This is a genomic window from Mesorhizobium sp. M7A.F.Ca.US.006.04.2.1 (assembly GCF_004022915.1).
Classification (GTDB): domain Bacteria; phylum Pseudomonadota; class Alphaproteobacteria; order Rhizobiales; family Rhizobiaceae; genus Mesorhizobium; species Mesorhizobium ciceri.
Map to the genome: position 1 here is coordinate 1 of NZ_RZQA01000039.1, position 15,529 is coordinate 15,529.

Annotated in this window: 15 protein-coding genes, 1 tRNA gene and 1 pseudogene; 11 read left to right on the forward strand and 6 right to left on the reverse strand. The window is 63.5% G+C overall.

The features are described from left to right. The 7 genes from EN925_RS03930 to phnN form a co-directional block, all read left to right on the forward strand. On the forward strand, positions 1-446 hold a 446-nt coding region (locus EN925_RS03930; RefSeq protein WP_245487206.1), incomplete at its 5' end, for a thiamine pyrophosphate-dependent enzyme. A gap of 114 nt (positions 447-560) precedes the next feature. Continuing rightward, positions 561-1,478, forward strand: a complete 918-nt coding sequence (gene iolE / locus EN925_RS03935; RefSeq protein ID WP_127368109.1) for a myo-inosose-2 dehydratase — start codon at positions 561-563, stop codon at positions 1,476-1,478. Positions 1,479-1,536: 58 nt separating this feature from the next. After that, positions 1,537-1,755: a hypothetical protein gene (locus tag EN925_RS03940; RefSeq protein ID WP_027161053.1), complete on the forward strand. Its 219-nt coding sequence runs from the start codon at positions 1,537-1,539 to the stop codon at positions 1,753-1,755. A gap of 150 nt (positions 1,756-1,905) precedes the next feature. Next, positions 1,906-2,718, forward strand: a complete 813-nt coding sequence (gene iolB, locus EN925_RS03945; protein WP_064992838.1) for a 5-deoxy-glucuronate isomerase — start codon at positions 1,906-1,908, stop codon at positions 2,716-2,718. 153 nt (positions 2,719-2,871) lie between these two features. Then, positions 2,872-3,579, forward strand: a complete 708-nt coding sequence (locus tag EN925_RS03950; RefSeq protein WP_027161055.1) for a DUF1045 domain-containing protein — start codon at positions 2,872-2,874, stop codon at positions 3,577-3,579. Between the two features lie 13 nt (positions 3,580-3,592). Beyond that, on the forward strand, positions 3,593-4,744 hold the full coding sequence (locus tag EN925_RS03955) for an alpha-D-ribose 1-methylphosphonate 5-triphosphate diphosphatase (protein WP_127368108.1): 1,152 nt from the start codon (positions 3,593-3,595) through the stop codon (positions 4,742-4,744). Beyond that, positions 4,741-5,370, forward strand: coding sequence for a phosphonate metabolism protein/1,5-bisphosphokinase (PRPP-forming) PhnN (phnN, locus tag EN925_RS03960; RefSeq protein WP_164894127.1), 630 nt, complete (start codon positions 4,741-4,743; stop codon positions 5,368-5,370). The genes EN925_RS03955 and phnN overlap by 4 nt, the downstream gene beginning before the upstream one ends. 5 nt (positions 5,371-5,375) lie before the next feature. Here the strand turns inward: phnN and EN925_RS03965 are convergent, their stop codons facing one another. The 3 genes from EN925_RS03965 to EN925_RS03975 form a co-directional block, all read right to left on the reverse strand. After that, a complete protein-coding gene (locus EN925_RS03965; RefSeq protein ID WP_027161057.1) occupies positions 5,376-6,371 on the reverse strand; it encodes an ABC transporter permease in 996 nt (331 codons plus the stop codon). A 51-nt stretch (positions 6,372-6,422) separates the two neighbouring features. After that, positions 6,423-7,967 carry a sugar ABC transporter ATP-binding protein gene (locus EN925_RS03970; RefSeq protein WP_128336354.1) on the reverse strand — a complete coding sequence of 515 codons (1,545 nt, stop codon included), beginning with the start codon at positions 7,965-7,967 and terminating at the stop codon, positions 6,423-6,425. Positions 7,968-8,139: 172 nt separating this feature from the next. Further along, the gene (locus EN925_RS03975; RefSeq protein ID WP_013528381.1) at positions 8,140-9,102 is read right to left on the reverse strand and encodes a sugar-binding protein; all 963 of its coding nucleotides are present in this window, start codon (positions 9,100-9,102) and stop codon (positions 8,140-8,142) included. A gap of 558 nt (positions 9,103-9,660) precedes the next feature. Here EN925_RS03975 and EN925_RS03985 point away from each other — a divergent pair. The 4 genes and pseudogenes from EN925_RS03985 to EN925_RS40550 all read left to right on the forward strand — a co-directional run. Next, positions 9,661-10,779, forward strand: coding sequence for a LacI family DNA-binding transcriptional regulator (locus EN925_RS03985; RefSeq protein ID WP_164753503.1), 1,119 nt, complete (start codon positions 9,661-9,663; stop codon positions 10,777-10,779). A gap of 809 nt (positions 10,780-11,588) precedes the next feature. Beyond that, positions 11,589-11,834: a hypothetical protein gene (locus EN925_RS04000; RefSeq protein WP_128336351.1), complete on the forward strand. Its 246-nt coding sequence runs from the start codon at positions 11,589-11,591 to the stop codon at positions 11,832-11,834. Then, positions 11,791-12,183, forward strand: coding sequence for an MAPEG family protein (locus EN925_RS04005; protein WP_013528384.1), 393 nt, complete (start codon positions 11,791-11,793; stop codon positions 12,181-12,183). Before EN925_RS04000 ends, EN925_RS04005 begins: the two co-directional genes overlap by 44 nt. Before the next feature lie 192 nt (positions 12,184-12,375). After that, a pseudogene (locus tag EN925_RS40550) lies at positions 12,376-12,495 on the forward strand (DUF899 family protein); the annotation flags it as partial. 51 nt (positions 12,496-12,546) lie between these two features. Here the strand turns inward: EN925_RS40550 and EN925_RS04020 are convergent. The 3 genes from EN925_RS04020 to EN925_RS04035 all read right to left on the reverse strand — a co-directional run bounded on the left by EN925_RS04020 (position 12,547) and on the right by EN925_RS04035 (position 15,260). Beyond that, positions 12,547-12,623: transfer RNA gene (locus EN925_RS04020), tRNA-Arg, on the reverse strand. Positions 12,624-12,753: 130 nt separating this feature from the next. Further along, positions 12,754-13,680 (reverse strand): DUF1003 domain-containing protein, encoded by a 927-nt coding sequence (locus tag EN925_RS04025; protein ID WP_127384865.1) that lies wholly within the window; start codon positions 13,678-13,680, stop codon positions 12,754-12,756. Between the two features lie 692 nt (positions 13,681-14,372). Next, the gene (locus EN925_RS04035; RefSeq protein WP_127369641.1) at positions 14,373-15,260 is read right to left on the reverse strand and encodes a D-alanyl-D-alanine carboxypeptidase family protein; all 888 of its coding nucleotides are present in this window, start codon (positions 15,258-15,260) and stop codon (positions 14,373-14,375) included. Positions 15,261-15,529 lie beyond the last annotated feature (269 nt).

Here is a 15,529-nt window from a genome sequence, read left to right on the forward strand (position 1 = left end):
GCGACGGCTCCTACCTGATGATGAATTCGGAGATCGCCACCTCGGTGATGCTCGGCCTCAAGCTGACCATCGTGCTGCTCGACAACCGCGGTTACGGCTGCATCAACCGGCTGCAGATGGCGACCGGCGGCGCCAACTTCAACAATCTGCTGAAGGACTCGCGCCACGAGGTTCTGCCCGACATCGACTTCGCCGCGCATGCGGCGAGCATGGGGGCGATTGCCGAGAAAGTGCCGTCGATCGCCGGGCTGGAAAACGCGCTGGCACAAGCCAGGAAGAATACGCGCACCACGGTGCTCGTCATCGACACCGACCCGCTGGTTTCCACCGATGCCGGCGGTCACTGGTGGGATGTGGCGGTGCCGGAAGTGTCAGTGCGGCCGCAGGTCAACGCGGCGCGCAAGGCGTATGACGAAAAGCGGCAGATGCAGACCATCGGCGATTGATAGAGGCGCCGAAGCTCCTCCTTCTCCCTGTCTCTACACGGGGAGAAGATGCCGGCAGGCAGATGAGGGGCGGCGCCAACGAGCAAGAAACTGTTTTAGGACCGGAGTGACGACTTGAAAGCCAAACTGGGCATGTCCCCCATTGCGTGGTGGAACGACGATCTTGCGGAGCTCAGCGATGACGTGTCGCTGGAAGAATGTCTGCGCCAGTCGCGCTCGGCCGGCTTCACCGGCATGGAGATGGGCCGGCGTTTTCCCAATGACCCCGAAATCATGCTGCCGATCCTGAAGGCCGCCGACGTCACGCTGTGCGGCGGCTGGTTCTCGGGCACGCTGGTCGATGGGGAGATGGCCGACAACAAGGATCGCATCCAGCCGATGATCGACCTGTTCAAGGCGGTGAACGCGCCTTGCATCGTCTATGGCGAGGTTGGCCGTTCGATCCAGGGCGACCGCTCGAAGCCGCTGGCGACCAAGCCGAAGCTGTCGGACGACGAGATGAAGGCTTATGCGAAACGCCTGACCGCGTTTGGCGAATGGTGCGCCGAACAGGGCATGCCGTTGTCCTACCACCACCACATGGCGGCAGTGGTTGAGACCGAGCCGGAACTCGATGCCTTCATGCGCTATTCCGGAGCCGGCATTCCGCTGCTGCTCGATGCAGGCCATCTGGCATTCGCCGGCGGCGACGTGCTGCGCGCCATCGACAACCATCATACCCGGATCAGCCATGTGCATGTGAAGGACGTCCGCATGGGGGTGATCGAAAAGCTCGACCGCACGAAGCAGTCCTTCCTCGACGCGGTGGCGCTCGGCGCCTTCACCGTGCCGGGCGACGGTTCGCTGGACTTCGGCGCCATCGTGCAGCGCTTCGCCGACCATGGCTATGAGGGCTGGTTCGTGGTCGAGGCCGAGCAGGACCCGAAGAAGAACCCGCCGCTCAAGATGGCGCAAGTGGGCTACGAGGAATTGATGCGCGTCATGACGGCGGCCGGATACACGGTCGAGACGCAAGGCTTTCCAAATGTCTAGTCTCCCAATGGCTGGTGCGACGGGTTCCCGGCGAGGCCGATTGCTGTAGATTGGCCCGATGAAAGATTCCGAACACCCCTTCTTCCGGCCTTTGTGGCGGCGTGTCGCCGTCGTCGCGGTCTGCGTCATCTGGTCGATCATCGAGTTCGCCACCGGCACGCCGTTCTGGGGCATGATCGCGCTCGGCTTCGCCGGCTACGCCGTCTGGCAGTTTTTTTATCTCTACAAGCCTGCTGACGAGGCGAGGCCTCCGGTCGGGCCCGAGCCGAAGGAGTGACTGATCGCATGCGTCGGCGGTTAGCTTCCAGTGCTTCTAACTTCGTCATCCTAGGGTCTCCGCGACGGAGCTTCGCTCCTGCTAGGCCCTAGGATGACGAAGTTGAGAGGCTTCGGCCGATCTCGAAGATTTGCGATAGGAGAGACAAAAATGTCGAAGCTGCTCGTCAAAGCCGACAAGGGCCACGGTCGCGTCGCCCATGTGACGCCGAAAAGCGCCGGCTGGACCTATGTCGGTTTCGACCTGCATCGGCTGAAGCCGGGCGAGAGCGCCTCCGGCAAGACGGAGGATCGCGAAGTCTGCCTGGTGTTCGTCACCGGCAAGGGCAAGGCTTCAGCCGGCGGCAAGGAGCTCGGCCTGCTCGGCGAGCGCATGTCGCCCTTCGAGGGCAAGCCGTGGTCGGTCTACGTGCCTGAGGGTTCGGACTGGTCGGTGACCGCGGACACCGAACTGGAACTCGCGGTCTGCTCGGCGCCGGGCCTTGGCGGCCGCCTGCCGGTTCGCGTCATCGGACCGGACGATCTCGGCCAGGAGGTGCGCGGCAAGGGCACCAACACGCGCTATGTCACCAACATATTGCCGGAGGGCAAGCCGGCCGATTCGCTGCTGGTGGTCGAGGTCATCACGCCCGGGGGGCATACGTCGAGCTATCCGCCGCACAAGCACGACCAGGACAATCTGCCCGCTGAATCCTACCTCGAGGAAACTTACTATCACCGCCTCAACCCGCCACAGGGCTTTGCCTTCCAGCGCGTCTACACCGACGCCGACAAGAACGGCCATCGCGCGCTCGACGAAGCAATGGCGATCGAGGATGGCGATGTCGTGCTGGTACCCAGGGGTTATCACCCCTGCGCCGCCTGCCATGGCTACGACCTCTATTATCTCAACGTCATGGCAGGACCGAAGCGGACGTGGAAGTTCCACAATGCGCCCGAGCATGAATGGCTGATGAAGGCCTGATCGGTCGCTGCGTGAGCACTCGCTCCCTGGTCCAGCACGAAAAAATCGTCGGCTAATGACCCCGCCGCAGCGTTTTGTTACCTGAAAGCCAGCAAGGCTTCGTCAATTCGTCATGGAAATCACCTATGGCAGCGAAGCTGACAAGGACTTTCCATGCGCTACGCCCTCTATTTCACTCCCCGGCAGGACGAGCCACTGGCGCGGATTGCCGCCGACTGGCTGGGCCGCGACCCGTTTGGCGCCGCGACGAGGCCGGTCGAAGCGGTGGCCGACCTGTCGGCGGCGGAAGTCGCTTTCCACACCGCTTCGGCGCGCCGCTATGGTTTCCATGCGACGCTGAAAGCACCGTTCCGCCTAGCTGCCAACGAGACGGAAGTCTCGCTGCGCGCCGCACTCGACCTTTTTGCCGAGGTGACGCCGGTGGTGACCATTCCCCGTCTCGTGGTCAGCCAGATCGACGGCTTCTTCGCACTGGTGCCGGAAGGGCCAGTGCCTGCGCTCAACCGGTTCGCCGATGACGTGGTGCGCGACTTCGACCGGTTTCGCGCACCGCTGAGCGAGGCGGAAATCGAGCGGCGCAGCCCGGATTCGCTGAAGCCGGCCGAGTTCCGCAATCTCTGCCAATGGGGCTACCCCTATGTCTTCGAAACCTTTCGCTTCCACATGACGCTCTCCGGCCGGGCGGGGTCACAGGAGAGCCCGCGTTTGCGCGCAGCGATCGACAGCCTGTTCGCGGAAGTGCTGCAACAGAAGGTCCTGGTGGATGCGCTGACCTTGTTTGTCGAAACCGAACCGGGTGCGCCGTTCATGGTGCTCTCGCATCACGCGCTCGGGCGCCGCCCGGCCAGAAAAACCGCCTGAAGGACTGCCTGAAATGACCGCCGAGACTGTTCTCCACAATGCCCGCATCGTGCTTGCCGACGAGATCGTCGAAGGTTCGCTGGTGCTGCGCGACGGCTTTATCGCCGGCATCGAAGCCGGCGCAAGCTCTGGTTCTGGCCGCACCGGCGAGGATATGGGCGGCGACTATATTATTCCCGGGCTGGTCGAGTTGCACACCGACCATCTCGAAGGCCATTACGCGCCGCGGCCCAAGGTGCGCTGGAATCCGATCGCCGCCGTGCTCGCCCATGACGCGCAGGTGGCAACCGCCGGCATCACCACCGTGCTGGATGCCTTGCGCGTCGGTATGGACGAAGACGCCGACCTGACATCGGCCGACATCCGCAAGCTGGCCGACGCGATCGAGGACAGTGTGAAGCAGGACCGTCTGCGCGCCGACCATTTCATCCACCTGCGCTGCGAGGTTTCGGCTCCGGACTGCCTCAGGGCTTTCGCCAATTTCGACGGCGACGAGCGGGTTAAGCTGGCATCGCTGATGGATCATGCGCCAGGCCAGCGCCAGTTCGTCAATCTCGAAACCTATGCCTACTATTACCAGCGCAAGCTGAAGCTGACCGATCGCGACTTCAAGGTGTTCTGCGAAAAGCGGATGGCCGAATCGGCGCGCAATTCGGCGCCGAACCGGGCGGTGATCGCCGCCGCCTGCCAGGAGCGCGGCATCGTGCTGGCCAGCCACGACGACGCCACATCGGGCCATGTCGACGAAGCGATCGAGCAGGGCGTGCGGGTCGCCGAATTCCCGACCACGGAAGAGGCCGCCAGGGCCTCGAAAGAGGCCGGGATGGGTGTGCTGATGGGCGCGCCAAACGTTATGCGCGGCGCCTCGCATTCGGGCAATGTCTCGGCCCGTACGCTGGCCAGCGACGGCCTGCTCGACATCTTGTCGTCCGACTACATTCCCTTCAGCCTGATCCAGTCGGCGTTCTTCCTCGGCGATGTCGTCGAAGGCATTTCCCTGCCGCAGGCCGTCGCCATGGTCTCGAAGAACCCGGCCGATGCGGTTGGCCTGACCGACCGCGGCGTCATCGAGCAGGGCCGCCGCGCCGATCTGGTGCGGGTGCGCGTCGACGACCATGTTCCGGTCGTGCGCACCGTGTGGCGGCAGGGACGCCGGGTGGCATGATGGTGTCGGCACTGATCGAGCGGGAACTTTCGGCCGAGACGTTTCCGATCCGCGATGGCGTTTTCGTCGCCGTCGTCGGCCCAAGCGGCGCCGGCAAGGACACGGTGATCGGCTACGCCCGCAACCATTTTGCCGACGAAACGCGGCTGGAGTTCGTCCGCCGGGTCATCACCAGGCCGAGCGATGCCGCAAGCGAGGATCACGACACGCTGGCCGACGCTGCCTTCGCCGAAGCCGAAGCCGATGGCGCCTTCGCCATTTCCTGGGAAGCACACGGCTTGCGCTACGGCACCCCCGCCGATGTCGACTGGTCTGTCGCCAATGGCCGTGTCGCTGTCGCCAATGTGTCGCGCGCGATCATCCCCTCCTTGCGCGAACGCTATGCCAACCTGGCCATCGTCGAGATCACTGCCTCGCCTGACGTGCTGGCCGAGCGTCTGGCGATGCGCGGCCGGGAGTCCCGCGGCGAAGTGCTGGCGCGGCTGGCACGCAGCGCCAATGTCACTCTGTCCGGGCCCGGCGTCACCTCGATCGACAACAGCGGCCCGCGCGAAGCCGCCGGCGAACGCTTCGCCGAGGTGCTGCGCAAGGCGATGGCCTTTTCCGACATGTCGGGCCTGATCTAGGCTAGCTATTCCGCAGCCTGGCCCGCCACGCCCTTGCGGGTGGCGTCGACCATCAGCCGCCGTTCCCGGAACACGCCCCATTGCTGGTCGACCAGCACGCCGATGAGGATGACGCCGCCCATCACCGCGAAGTTGAGCGAGGACGGGATGCCGAGCAGGTTGACGAGATTCTGCAGCTCCTGCAGCAGCACCGTGCCGAGGATGACGCCGATCAGCGAGCCTTCGCCGCCGCGCAGCGAGAAGCCGCCGAGCACGGCGGCGGCGATGGCGTAGAGTTCGTAGAACTGGCCGTGGCTGGCCGGCGAGATCGAGCGCGTGTACATGGCGAAATAGATCGCCGACAGCGCCGTCAGCACACCGCAGATGACATAGGCGGCGATGACGACACGGCCGGTGCGGATGCCCGAATATTTCGCCGCCTCCTCGTTCTTGCCGATGGCGTAGAGATAGCGGCCGAACACCGAGCGATGCAGCACCACCCACATGACGATCGAAATAACGATCAGCGCGATGAAACTGTTCGGCACGCCATAGGAGCGTCCGGCCGTCAGGAATTCGAGCTCGGGAAAATTCTGGCCGAACGCAAAACCCGCCGTGCCGTCGGCGGTGTAGAAGCGGGCGACACCGCGGTAGATCAACAGGCCGCACAAAGTGACGACGAAAGGCTGCAGCTTGAGCCTTGTGATCAGCCAGCCATGCACCAGGCCTATGATGGCGCCGAGGAACAGGATCAGCACGAAGGCCAGCGGCCAGCCCACCTCGCGCACGGCGATGAAGTCGATGAACAGCGTTCCAAGCAGCGCGACCACCGAGCCGACCGACAATTCGATGCCGCCGGTGATGATGACGAAGGCCTGGCCGATCGACAGGATGCCGAACAGGCCGATCAGGTTCGAGGTGTTGGCGAGGTTGATCGGCAACAGGAAGCGCGGATTGATGATCGCAACGATCGCCCCGACCACCAGGATCAGGATCAGCAGGCCGAGATCTTTCTTGCTCATCGTCTTCTCCCCAATGCCTGAGCAGATCGCGCTTGCGCGACCCCGGCAAAACTACTTCGGCTGCTTGCCCACCGCCAGCAGCAGCACGTTTTCCTGGCTGAACCGGTCCTTGTCGAGAATGCCGGAGATTTGGCCCTCATGCATGACGGCGATGCGGTCGGACACGCCGATCACCTCTTCCATGTCCGACGAGATCATCAGCACGGCGACGCCGGCATCGGCCAATGCGCGCATCAGGCCGTAGATTTCCGCCTTGGCGCCGATGTCGATGCCGCGCGTCGGCTCGTCGAGGATCATCACCTTGGGGTTCATGGCCAGCCACTTGCCGAGCACGACCTTCTGCTGATTGCCGCCCGACAGCGTGCCGGTGCGCGTCTGCACCGAAGGCGCCTTGATGCCGAGATCTTTCTTCTGCTTCTCGGCGGTGGAGGTCTCGGCGCTTGAGGACACCAGGGAGCGGCGCGCATGCGCGGGCAGATTGGGCAGCGAAATGTTCTGAGCGATCGACAGGTCGAGCAGGATACCGGTGAGCTTGCGGTCTTCCGGCACCAGGAAGATGCCGTGCGCGACGGCGTCGGCCGCGGAAGCCAGCGCAAGCGGCTTGCCGTCGAGTTCCAGCGCGCCCCCGAGCTTCGAATCGATGCCGAAGAACACCCGCGCCAGCTCGGTGCGGCCGGAACCGACAAGACCGGCGAGGCCGAGGATTTCGCCGCGCCTGACGTCGAGATCGACCGGGCCGCCGGGATAGGCAGGGGTGCGGATGGCCTTGGCCGCAAGTGCTACGGCGCCGGGCGCACGCGCCGCTTCCGAGGCCTTCTCGCGCTCCTTCAGCATGCGGCCGATCATCAGCTTGACCATCTGGTCGTGGCCGATGTCGCTCTTCGGCAAGGTGCCGGCCAGCATGCCGTCGCGCAGCACCACGACGCGGTCGGCGACGCGCTCGACCTCGTGCAGGCGGTGCGAGATGAAGATGACGCTGATGCCGTCGGCCTTCAGCGCCTTGATGACGTCGAGCAATTTGTCGGTCTCGGCGAGCGGCAGGCTCGATGTCGGCTCGTCGAGGATGACCAGCCGCGCCTCGATCGACAGCGCCTTGGCGATCTCGACCATCTGCTGCTGCGCCAGAGACAGGGTCGCGACCGGCGTGTCGGCGGAAAAATTGGCGCCGACGCGCTTCAAAAGCGGCGCCACCATGGTGCGCAGCTTTGCGCGGTCGACGAGCTTGAGCGGCCCGGCGCGCAAAGGTTCGCGGCCGAAGAAGATGTTGGCGGCGACGTCCAGATTTTCGAACAAATTGAGTTCCTGGTGGACGAAGGCGATGCCCGATCCCAGGCTGGCTTCGACGGAGAGCCTGTCATGCGCGGTGCCGTCGACGGTGATCGTGCCGCTGTCGGGCCTGGTGACGCCGCCGAGGATCTTCATCAACGTCGATTTGCCGGCGCCGTTTTCGCCGACAAGGCCGATGACCTCGCCCGGCCTGACCTCCATGGAGAAGCCGTCGAGCGCGACGACGCCCGGATAGGTCTTGCGCACGTTCTCAAGGCTGAGGAACGGGGCGGTCACGGATGCAGCAATGGATGTGTCGGAATAATTCATCATGCCTGACAGCGATTGGCGGGCCAATTTCTGAGCATGATCTTTTCCGAGAACCGGCTTCCACTTTTCGGGATCATGCTCTTGGCTTTTGGCAGACTGACGATCCTCGCGGTGTTCGTCAATGCGAGCAGCCGGCCCAAGCGACGTTGAGCCGGCTGAACTGCTTCAAGTCTTAGTTTCCGGCCATCGCCTTCAGATTGGCGGCGTAGGCGTCGACGTCATCCTTGCCGATGATCTTGGTCGGGATGATGATGAGGTTGCCTTCCGGGATGCCCGACTTGTCGCCCTTGAGATAGGCAGCCATCAGCTTCATGCCCTGATAGGCCCATTCGAAGGGCTGCTGCACGACGGTGGCGGCAATGGTGCCTTCCTTGACGCCGCCCAGCGTGATCGGATCGTCATCGAAGCCGACGACGGTGATCGAGCCGAGCTTGCCGGCATCGCGCAGCGCTTCATAGATGCGCGGCGTGTTGTAGGAGTAGAAGCCGACCATGCAGGTGACGTCGGGGCTGGCGACCAGCGCGTCCTCGACATTCTTCTTGGCGCGCGCCTGGTCGATGTCGTCGCCGCGCACGTCGATCAGCTCGATCTTGGTGCCGGCCAGGCCGTCCTTCATGCCCTGGATGCGCTCCTTGGCATTGTCGGCGCCGAGCAGGCCGACGAAGCCGAGGCACTTGCCGCCATTGGGCATCGCCTTCTTGGCGATTTCGGCCGCCTGCTTGCCGGCATCGACGTTGGACGAGCCGATATAGGCGACGCGCTTGGTCTGCGGGGCGTCCGAGTCGGTGGTGAACAGCGCGGTTTCCGAGGCGATCTTGTTCAACCCATCGGTCGAGGTCTTGGGATCGACGGCCGAGACCATGATGCCCTTGACGCCGGCGGTCACCAGATCGTCCATCAGCCGCTGCTGGATGGCGACCGAGGACTGTTCGGGATATTTGAGCTCGAGCGTATAGTCGGGCAGTTCGCCCTGCGCCTTCTTGACGCCGGCTTCGGCGGCCTTCCAGAAATCGGAAGCGCCGTTGACGACGAAGGCCAGCGTCGGCTTGTCGTCGGCGCGCGCGATTGCCGTGGCCGACAGGCCAAGCAGCAGCGCGGTCGCGGCTACGGATGCATTGCGTATCAAGGATTTCATGTTCAACCTCCCGTTTGGCTCAGTCGTTGGACCGGCCGATCTTGCACTGACCTGATTTGCCGTTTGCAGCGTGGACGCCCTCCTCCTCAAAGGGGTTCCCGGCACCGAAAGAATGGCGTCGTTCCAGCCACGACAGCGACCTTAGAGACTCATCCCTCATTCGTAAATAGTCCGATTTGTCTGACATATCACATATCCGAGACAAGGCTTGCGGAGATAGGATCCGCTCGCCACCGGGCCATTTTTCGTACTCTCCCGCCGCCCCGGACGTGACCGGCCGGATGCGACGATTGACGGTACAGCGCATTTTTGTATTAGTAAACAGTATTAGTTCCGAGCCAATGCCAGCGGTTTCGCGGTGTGCCCGCCGGCGTGCCGCCCTCACGGCTGGGCCGCCGCCCAGGCCTTTTGTTAATTGAGCTTTCGCTTGTATGGAGATGCGTGGCGGATGGACCTCCGGCATACTAATAGTTATAAACGAGCCTGACGTTATTCCGATAAAGCGACGGCGTCACGCCACCTTGCCGGCCTGACCGGCCAGCCAGACTGGGATTTGCCATGAGCGAGACGACGGATCGGGCCAGCGACACGGCGAGGCGGCGCAAGGCGCCGGCCAAGGGCGCCAAGGGCCGCGTCACCATGATCGATATCGCCAGGGCCGCCGGCTGCTCGCAGGCGACCGTGTCCTTCGTGCTCAACAATTCGCCAGGGATCAAGCTGTCGCAGCAGACCCGCGAACGGGTGATCGAGGCCGCACGGACGCTTGGCTACACCGCGCCCGCTTTCGAGGCGCTTCACCCGGCATTGCCTGCCTTCGAGGGGCCCGCCTTCGAAGGGCTGGACGGGGTGATCGGCTTTGCCGTCGACCAGCTCGCCACCAGCCCCGAAGCCGTGGTCGCCATCGAGGGCGCGCGCCAGGCCTCGTGGAATGCCGGCAACGTGCTTCTGGTGGCGCAGACGCTGGGCGATTCCGTCATGGAGCCGCGCGCCATTTCAGCGCTCACCAAGCGGGGCATTTCGGCGCTGATCTACATGACCATCTTCACCCGCGAGATCACAGCGCCCGACTATCTCTACGGCCTCGACATCCCGGTGATCCTGCTCAACTGCTACACGGCGGACTACGCCTTCCCTGCCGTGGTGCCGAGCGAGATCGCCGGCGGCCAGAGCTCGACCCGCCATTTGATCAGCCACGGCCACCGCCGCATCGCCACCATCACCGGCGAGCCGTGGATGCAGGCGGCACAGGACCGGCTGAAGGGCTACCGCCGCGCGCTCGCCACGGCCGACATTCCGTTCGATCCCGAGCTGGTGGTCGAGGGCGACTGGTCGGCCAGCGCCGGCTATGCCGCCACCGTCAAGCTGCTGGCGCTCAGGGATAAGCCCACCGCCATCTTCTGCCAGAACGACCGCACCGCGATCGGCTGCTACGAAGCGCTGAAGGAGGCCGGCCTGCACATTCCGCAAGACATTTCCGTGGTCGGCTACGACGACGAGGAAATCGCCCGCCATCTGTTCCCGCCGCTGACCACCTCGATCCTGCCGCACATGGCGATGGGCCAATGGGCGATCGAACAGCTGGAGGCGCCGGCTGCGCCTGGACGGGGGCGGTATCCGATCACGAAGCTGGAGTGTCCGCTGGTGGAGCGGGAGAGTGTGCGGGCGGTGGCGGGGTAACGCGACTCGGCGGGCCCGCGCTGGCTTACCTTCGACCGTTAGGGAAACCTGACCGGTGGGACGAAGAGCTGATGGCGGCAATGCAGACGATTCTTGCGCGGAAGGGGGGTCAAAGTCGAAGCCCGAGACATTCATTCCCATTGTGCAACAGACCGGCACGGTTGCGAATTTGGGGTTGGACACGCCGTGCCGGCCAGTGCTGGACACCCCAGCCCGATTACGCTACCGGCACAACAGGAATCCAGCAATTAAGCCTGATGGTCTAGATCGCGAGTGCAGAGCCTGTTCTCGCGCTTCAGGGGGCCTTTTTACCACGGGCATTACTTCTCCTCCGGGCAGTCCAGCAGCTTCGCATGGCGACGCATTTCTTCGCACCCGTCCGACAAGGCCGGGCTTGAACCATTCCGCCTTGTCTTTCTTCAGGCCTTCGGCACTGGTCCGCTAACCGTGCCCTGCACGCGGTCCCACAGGCAGTTGCGTCTGCCGAACTTGAAATTGACGTTGGCGGTGCCGACTTGCGGAATCGGCTGTCGTTTCCTGGAGAAAGCAAAAAGCCCGCCACCTTTCGGCAGCGGGCTTTCCAAAACTGTAACTCTCTTGGTTAATCGATAATCCCGGATGAACTGGGCGAAGCCGTCACTGACGACAGTCGCTCACGCTTCGTGAAAACGGGCTTCTGATAGATTTTCTTCATCGACATTCCCCTTTGCCAATAATGTGTCACTCTTTGCCTTCCGCCGGGCAGCGTGTCAATCGCGCAACAAAATGCCGCCACCTTTCGGCAGCAGGCCGGTCACGGCGGTATGTCGATGGCCATCACCGCCCCCACGGAAGGAACGCTGATGGCATTCCAACTTGCCCATCGTTTTCGGATGATTAACAAAAAGGGCAATTATGTAACTGACAAACCCGGCTCTTATTGGCGCTGGCTGTCAGGAAAGATCTGCCTGCGCCTTGCCCTTGCCGATAACCTTTGCTTGCCTACTGTCCCGACCATGAGAGGAGGCAAACATGGAACGGCTTTACCCGGTAGCTCTCGTGACGCTGTTTTGTAGCTTGATGATATTCGGAATGGCGGTGACGGTCGCGAGAACCCACAAGAAGACTGGCATACTGGCGCCCGCAATGACCGGCGACCCGCTCCTTGAACGAACCATCCGGGCACATGCCAACGCGGTGGAATGGTTTCCTATCTTTATGCCGTCGATGTGGCTGTTCGCGATCTACTGGAATGCCGCGTGGGCTTCCGGCCTTGGGCTGCTCTGGATGATAGGTCGGATTGCATATTTCGTAGGGTATCGCACCGCGCCCTTGAAGCGCTATCCCGGCTTCTTCGTCCAGTCGATTGCAGCCTTCGCGCTGCTTTTTGGCGCTCTGGGCCGGATCATCTATCTGATGCTCTAGGCGCTCCCCAGCCGCGGGAGAACGGCACGGTGCCTCATAAGTGGAGATAGGGTGCACCCACTCCGGTCGGTGTCGGGTCGGTAACATTGCTGGACGCGTTCGAGGGGCGCCAAATGCTCATCGCCTCCTATTACATGTGGTTCGACGGCCGGCCGGCAGCCGAGCAATGAGGGGTGCACCTTCTTCACGACGCAGGTGGCCCATTCGCGGGCTCGCGACACCCTCGCCGCCGAACGCTGGCGGTTGCCCTGGCTGGCGGTTGAGAAGAATTATGCCTTTGAAGGGCTGAAGGGCCGCGTGAGCCTGCTCGACCGCAAAGCTGCCAACGACAAACGCAGTGCCCCGAAACGGACCCTTGGTTTTTGGCGCACCCGACAGGATTCGAACCTGTGACCTCTGCCTTCGGAGGGCAGCGCTCTATCCAGCTGAGCTACGGGTGCTTTCCGGAATCCGGAAAACGAACCAGCCGGTGAACCGGCAAGTCACGGCTTCTTAGCGGAAGCGGGCGCGGGCTTCAACGGGCAATTGGAGATTGGCGTAGCGACTTGGCCCGGTGCTCCAGGCTGCGGCCTATGAGGTTACCGCCCCCGCCTTCACCGTCCGCCTTCCACGCACCGCCCGCTTCGGCTTCTTGGCGCCCGCCAGTTCGTGCATCGCGTCCAGCTGCATCTGCTGCATTTCGGCCAGGCGCGTCCATTGGCGCGAGATGAGGTAGTCGAGCTTTTCGTGCAGATGGCGCACTTCGAGCTCGGCCTTGAGGTTGACGCGGTAGTCGTTGAAGGAGCGCAGGCGGTCCTTGGACTCCTGCCGCCGCTGGCTCATCATGATGATCGGCGCCTGGATGGCGGCAATGCAGGAGAGCAGCAGGTTGAGCAGGATGAAGGGATAGGGATCGAAAGCGGCGCTCATGCCGGCGACCAGATTGATGCCGATCCACACCAGCAGCACGCTGCCGAACGATATCAGGAACCACCAGCTGCCGCCGAAGGCCGCCATGTTATCGGAGACGCGGTCGGCGAAGGTGCGGTGCTCCTCGAATTCTTCTTCCGAGTTTTCGGAAATCGTGTCCTGCCTGGCGATCGATTCGACCACCTGACGGTCGAGCTCGGAGAATTCGCCGTGCTCCTGCTGCAGCAGCTCCTCCATATAGCGCATGCGGTAGCGGCCGAGCTCGGCGCGGCTGATGCGGGCGCCGGCCGGCAGGTCGGGATGGTCCGAGCGGATGCGGTCGGCGAGGCTCGGGCGCAGCGTGTCGATGCGCACCAGATCGCGCTTGCGGAATTTGCGGCCCGATATCGCCGACGGCTTTTTCTTCGGCTTGCCACGGTGGGCGCCGGGGCCTGCCGGTTCGGAGTCCGGCACTTCGGGCGTGTCGAAGTGTTCGTCCGATACCGGATCGGCCTCCAGCTCACCGACGATCGGCGCCTCGAAATACTCGCCGCCGTCATCGTTCTGATTGTCTGCCGCCTGTTCGGGCGTTTTGGGGACGGTGCTCATGGTGGGCTCCTGAGGGTGCTGGGCGACGATAGACAGAGGTGGCGGCGCATAGCCAGCGCCGGGCACGGATTTCGCAGGCCGGACAAGTGTTTTTGATCGGAGAAGGCGATGTGGCTGGCGGCGGCTCGCCCCTCGGGGCGGGTGGAGACGTTCCAGATTGGCCGGAGCGGGAAGAACTTGCCCGATGTTTGCGCCAATCACCCCCCTCTGTCCTGCCGGACATCTCCCCCTCAAGGGGGGAGATTGGCTGTTGTCCCGGCTTTCGCCAATTTCCACCGTCACAGGAGTGAGCGGAGCGCCGAAGCTGCCAATCTCCCCCCTTGCGGGGGTTGAGGAGCGGTCCGCGCAGCGGGTGGAAAGCCAATTGCTTGGCTTTCCGAGCGACGAAGATCCGGCAGGACAGAGGGGGCGCTGTCCTGCCAACGTGCACAAGGTTCTGCAGGGCGGCGGGCAACAAAAAACCCACCTTGCGGGCGGGTCACGTTTCCAGTCGATCAATTGGCGCGACTCAGCACCATACCGAAAATAGTAGCATAGCTGCCCTCAGGGTCAAGAAAAAATTCCTATCGATATCCATCCCCGCACAGCCAAGCGCGATGCTTGCTACCGGCAGCTCGCCCTTCGCAGGCTCAGGGCGTTCGTCGTTCAAAAAGCCAAGCAATTGGCTTTTTGTCCGCTACGCGGACCACTCCTCACTGCTCGGCGAACATCAGCCTGGTCTTGGTGCCGTCCGCCGTCGGCGACAGGCTGCGCTGGATCAGCGCTTCGACATGGTCGTTGCGCTGGCGGGCTGAGTCGGCGCCCATCACCACGACGATCAGATTGCGGCCGTCGGCATTGTAGGAGGTGACGATGTTGAAGCCCGACGCCCTGATGTAGCCGGTCTTGATGCCGTCGACGCCGCGCACGCGGCCGAGCATGTCGTTGTGGCCGCGCACCAGCCGGCCGCGGAACATGAAGTCGCTTTCGGAGAAATAGTGGAACTGCTGGGGAAAGCGCTGATGCAGCGCCATGCCGAGCACCGCCATGTCGCGCGCCGTCGTCATCTGGCCATCGTCGGGCAGGCCCGACGCGTTGCGGAAGGTGGTGCTGGTCATGCCGAGCTGGCGCGCCCTGGATGTCATCATGGCGGCGAACTGATCCTCCGAGCCGCCGAGATATTCGCCGACCGCCACTGCCACGTCGTTGGCCGATTTGACGACGATGGCGCGGATCGCGGAATCGACGTCGATGCTTTCGCCGCGCCGGAAGCGCATCTTGGTCGGCGGCTGCGAGGCGGCATGGTCCGAAACCGGGATCTGCGTCTGCTTGCTGACGCGGCCGGACTCCAGTGCCTCGAACAGCAGATACAGCGTCATCATTTTGGTCAGCGAGGCGGGATAGCGCTGCGCCGTCGAGCTGACCTCGAACAGCTGCTTGCCGGTCCTGGCGTCGACCACGATGGCCGCATATCTCTGCGCCGGCGCGGGCACGGCCAGCACGCTGTCGGGCGGCGTCGTGGCGCAGCCGGCCAGCAGCACCAGCAGGGCTAGTGCCGCAAAAACTCTCTGGATGAGCGGAAGGGGGCGCAGGTAGGACAAGGGCTGGACTGTTCTGGGTCGGCTGTTGCTGAGATGAGACGACGCTAACGTAACGCGGCTGTTGCGTCCATTTGGTTAATGCCGGTTAGCCCCAGGATTGTCGAGCCGCGCAAGCTTGGCATCCGCCCCGAAAACGCCGGTTTTCCCGTGTCTTTGCTTGCCAAGGCCGCGTTTCCCGTGGGAAGGGGCGTGGTATCGAGGGCTTGGGGGCTTGGCATGACGAACATCGGGGCCGGGGGCGCTGCGCCCTCGCTTATCAGGGCATCACT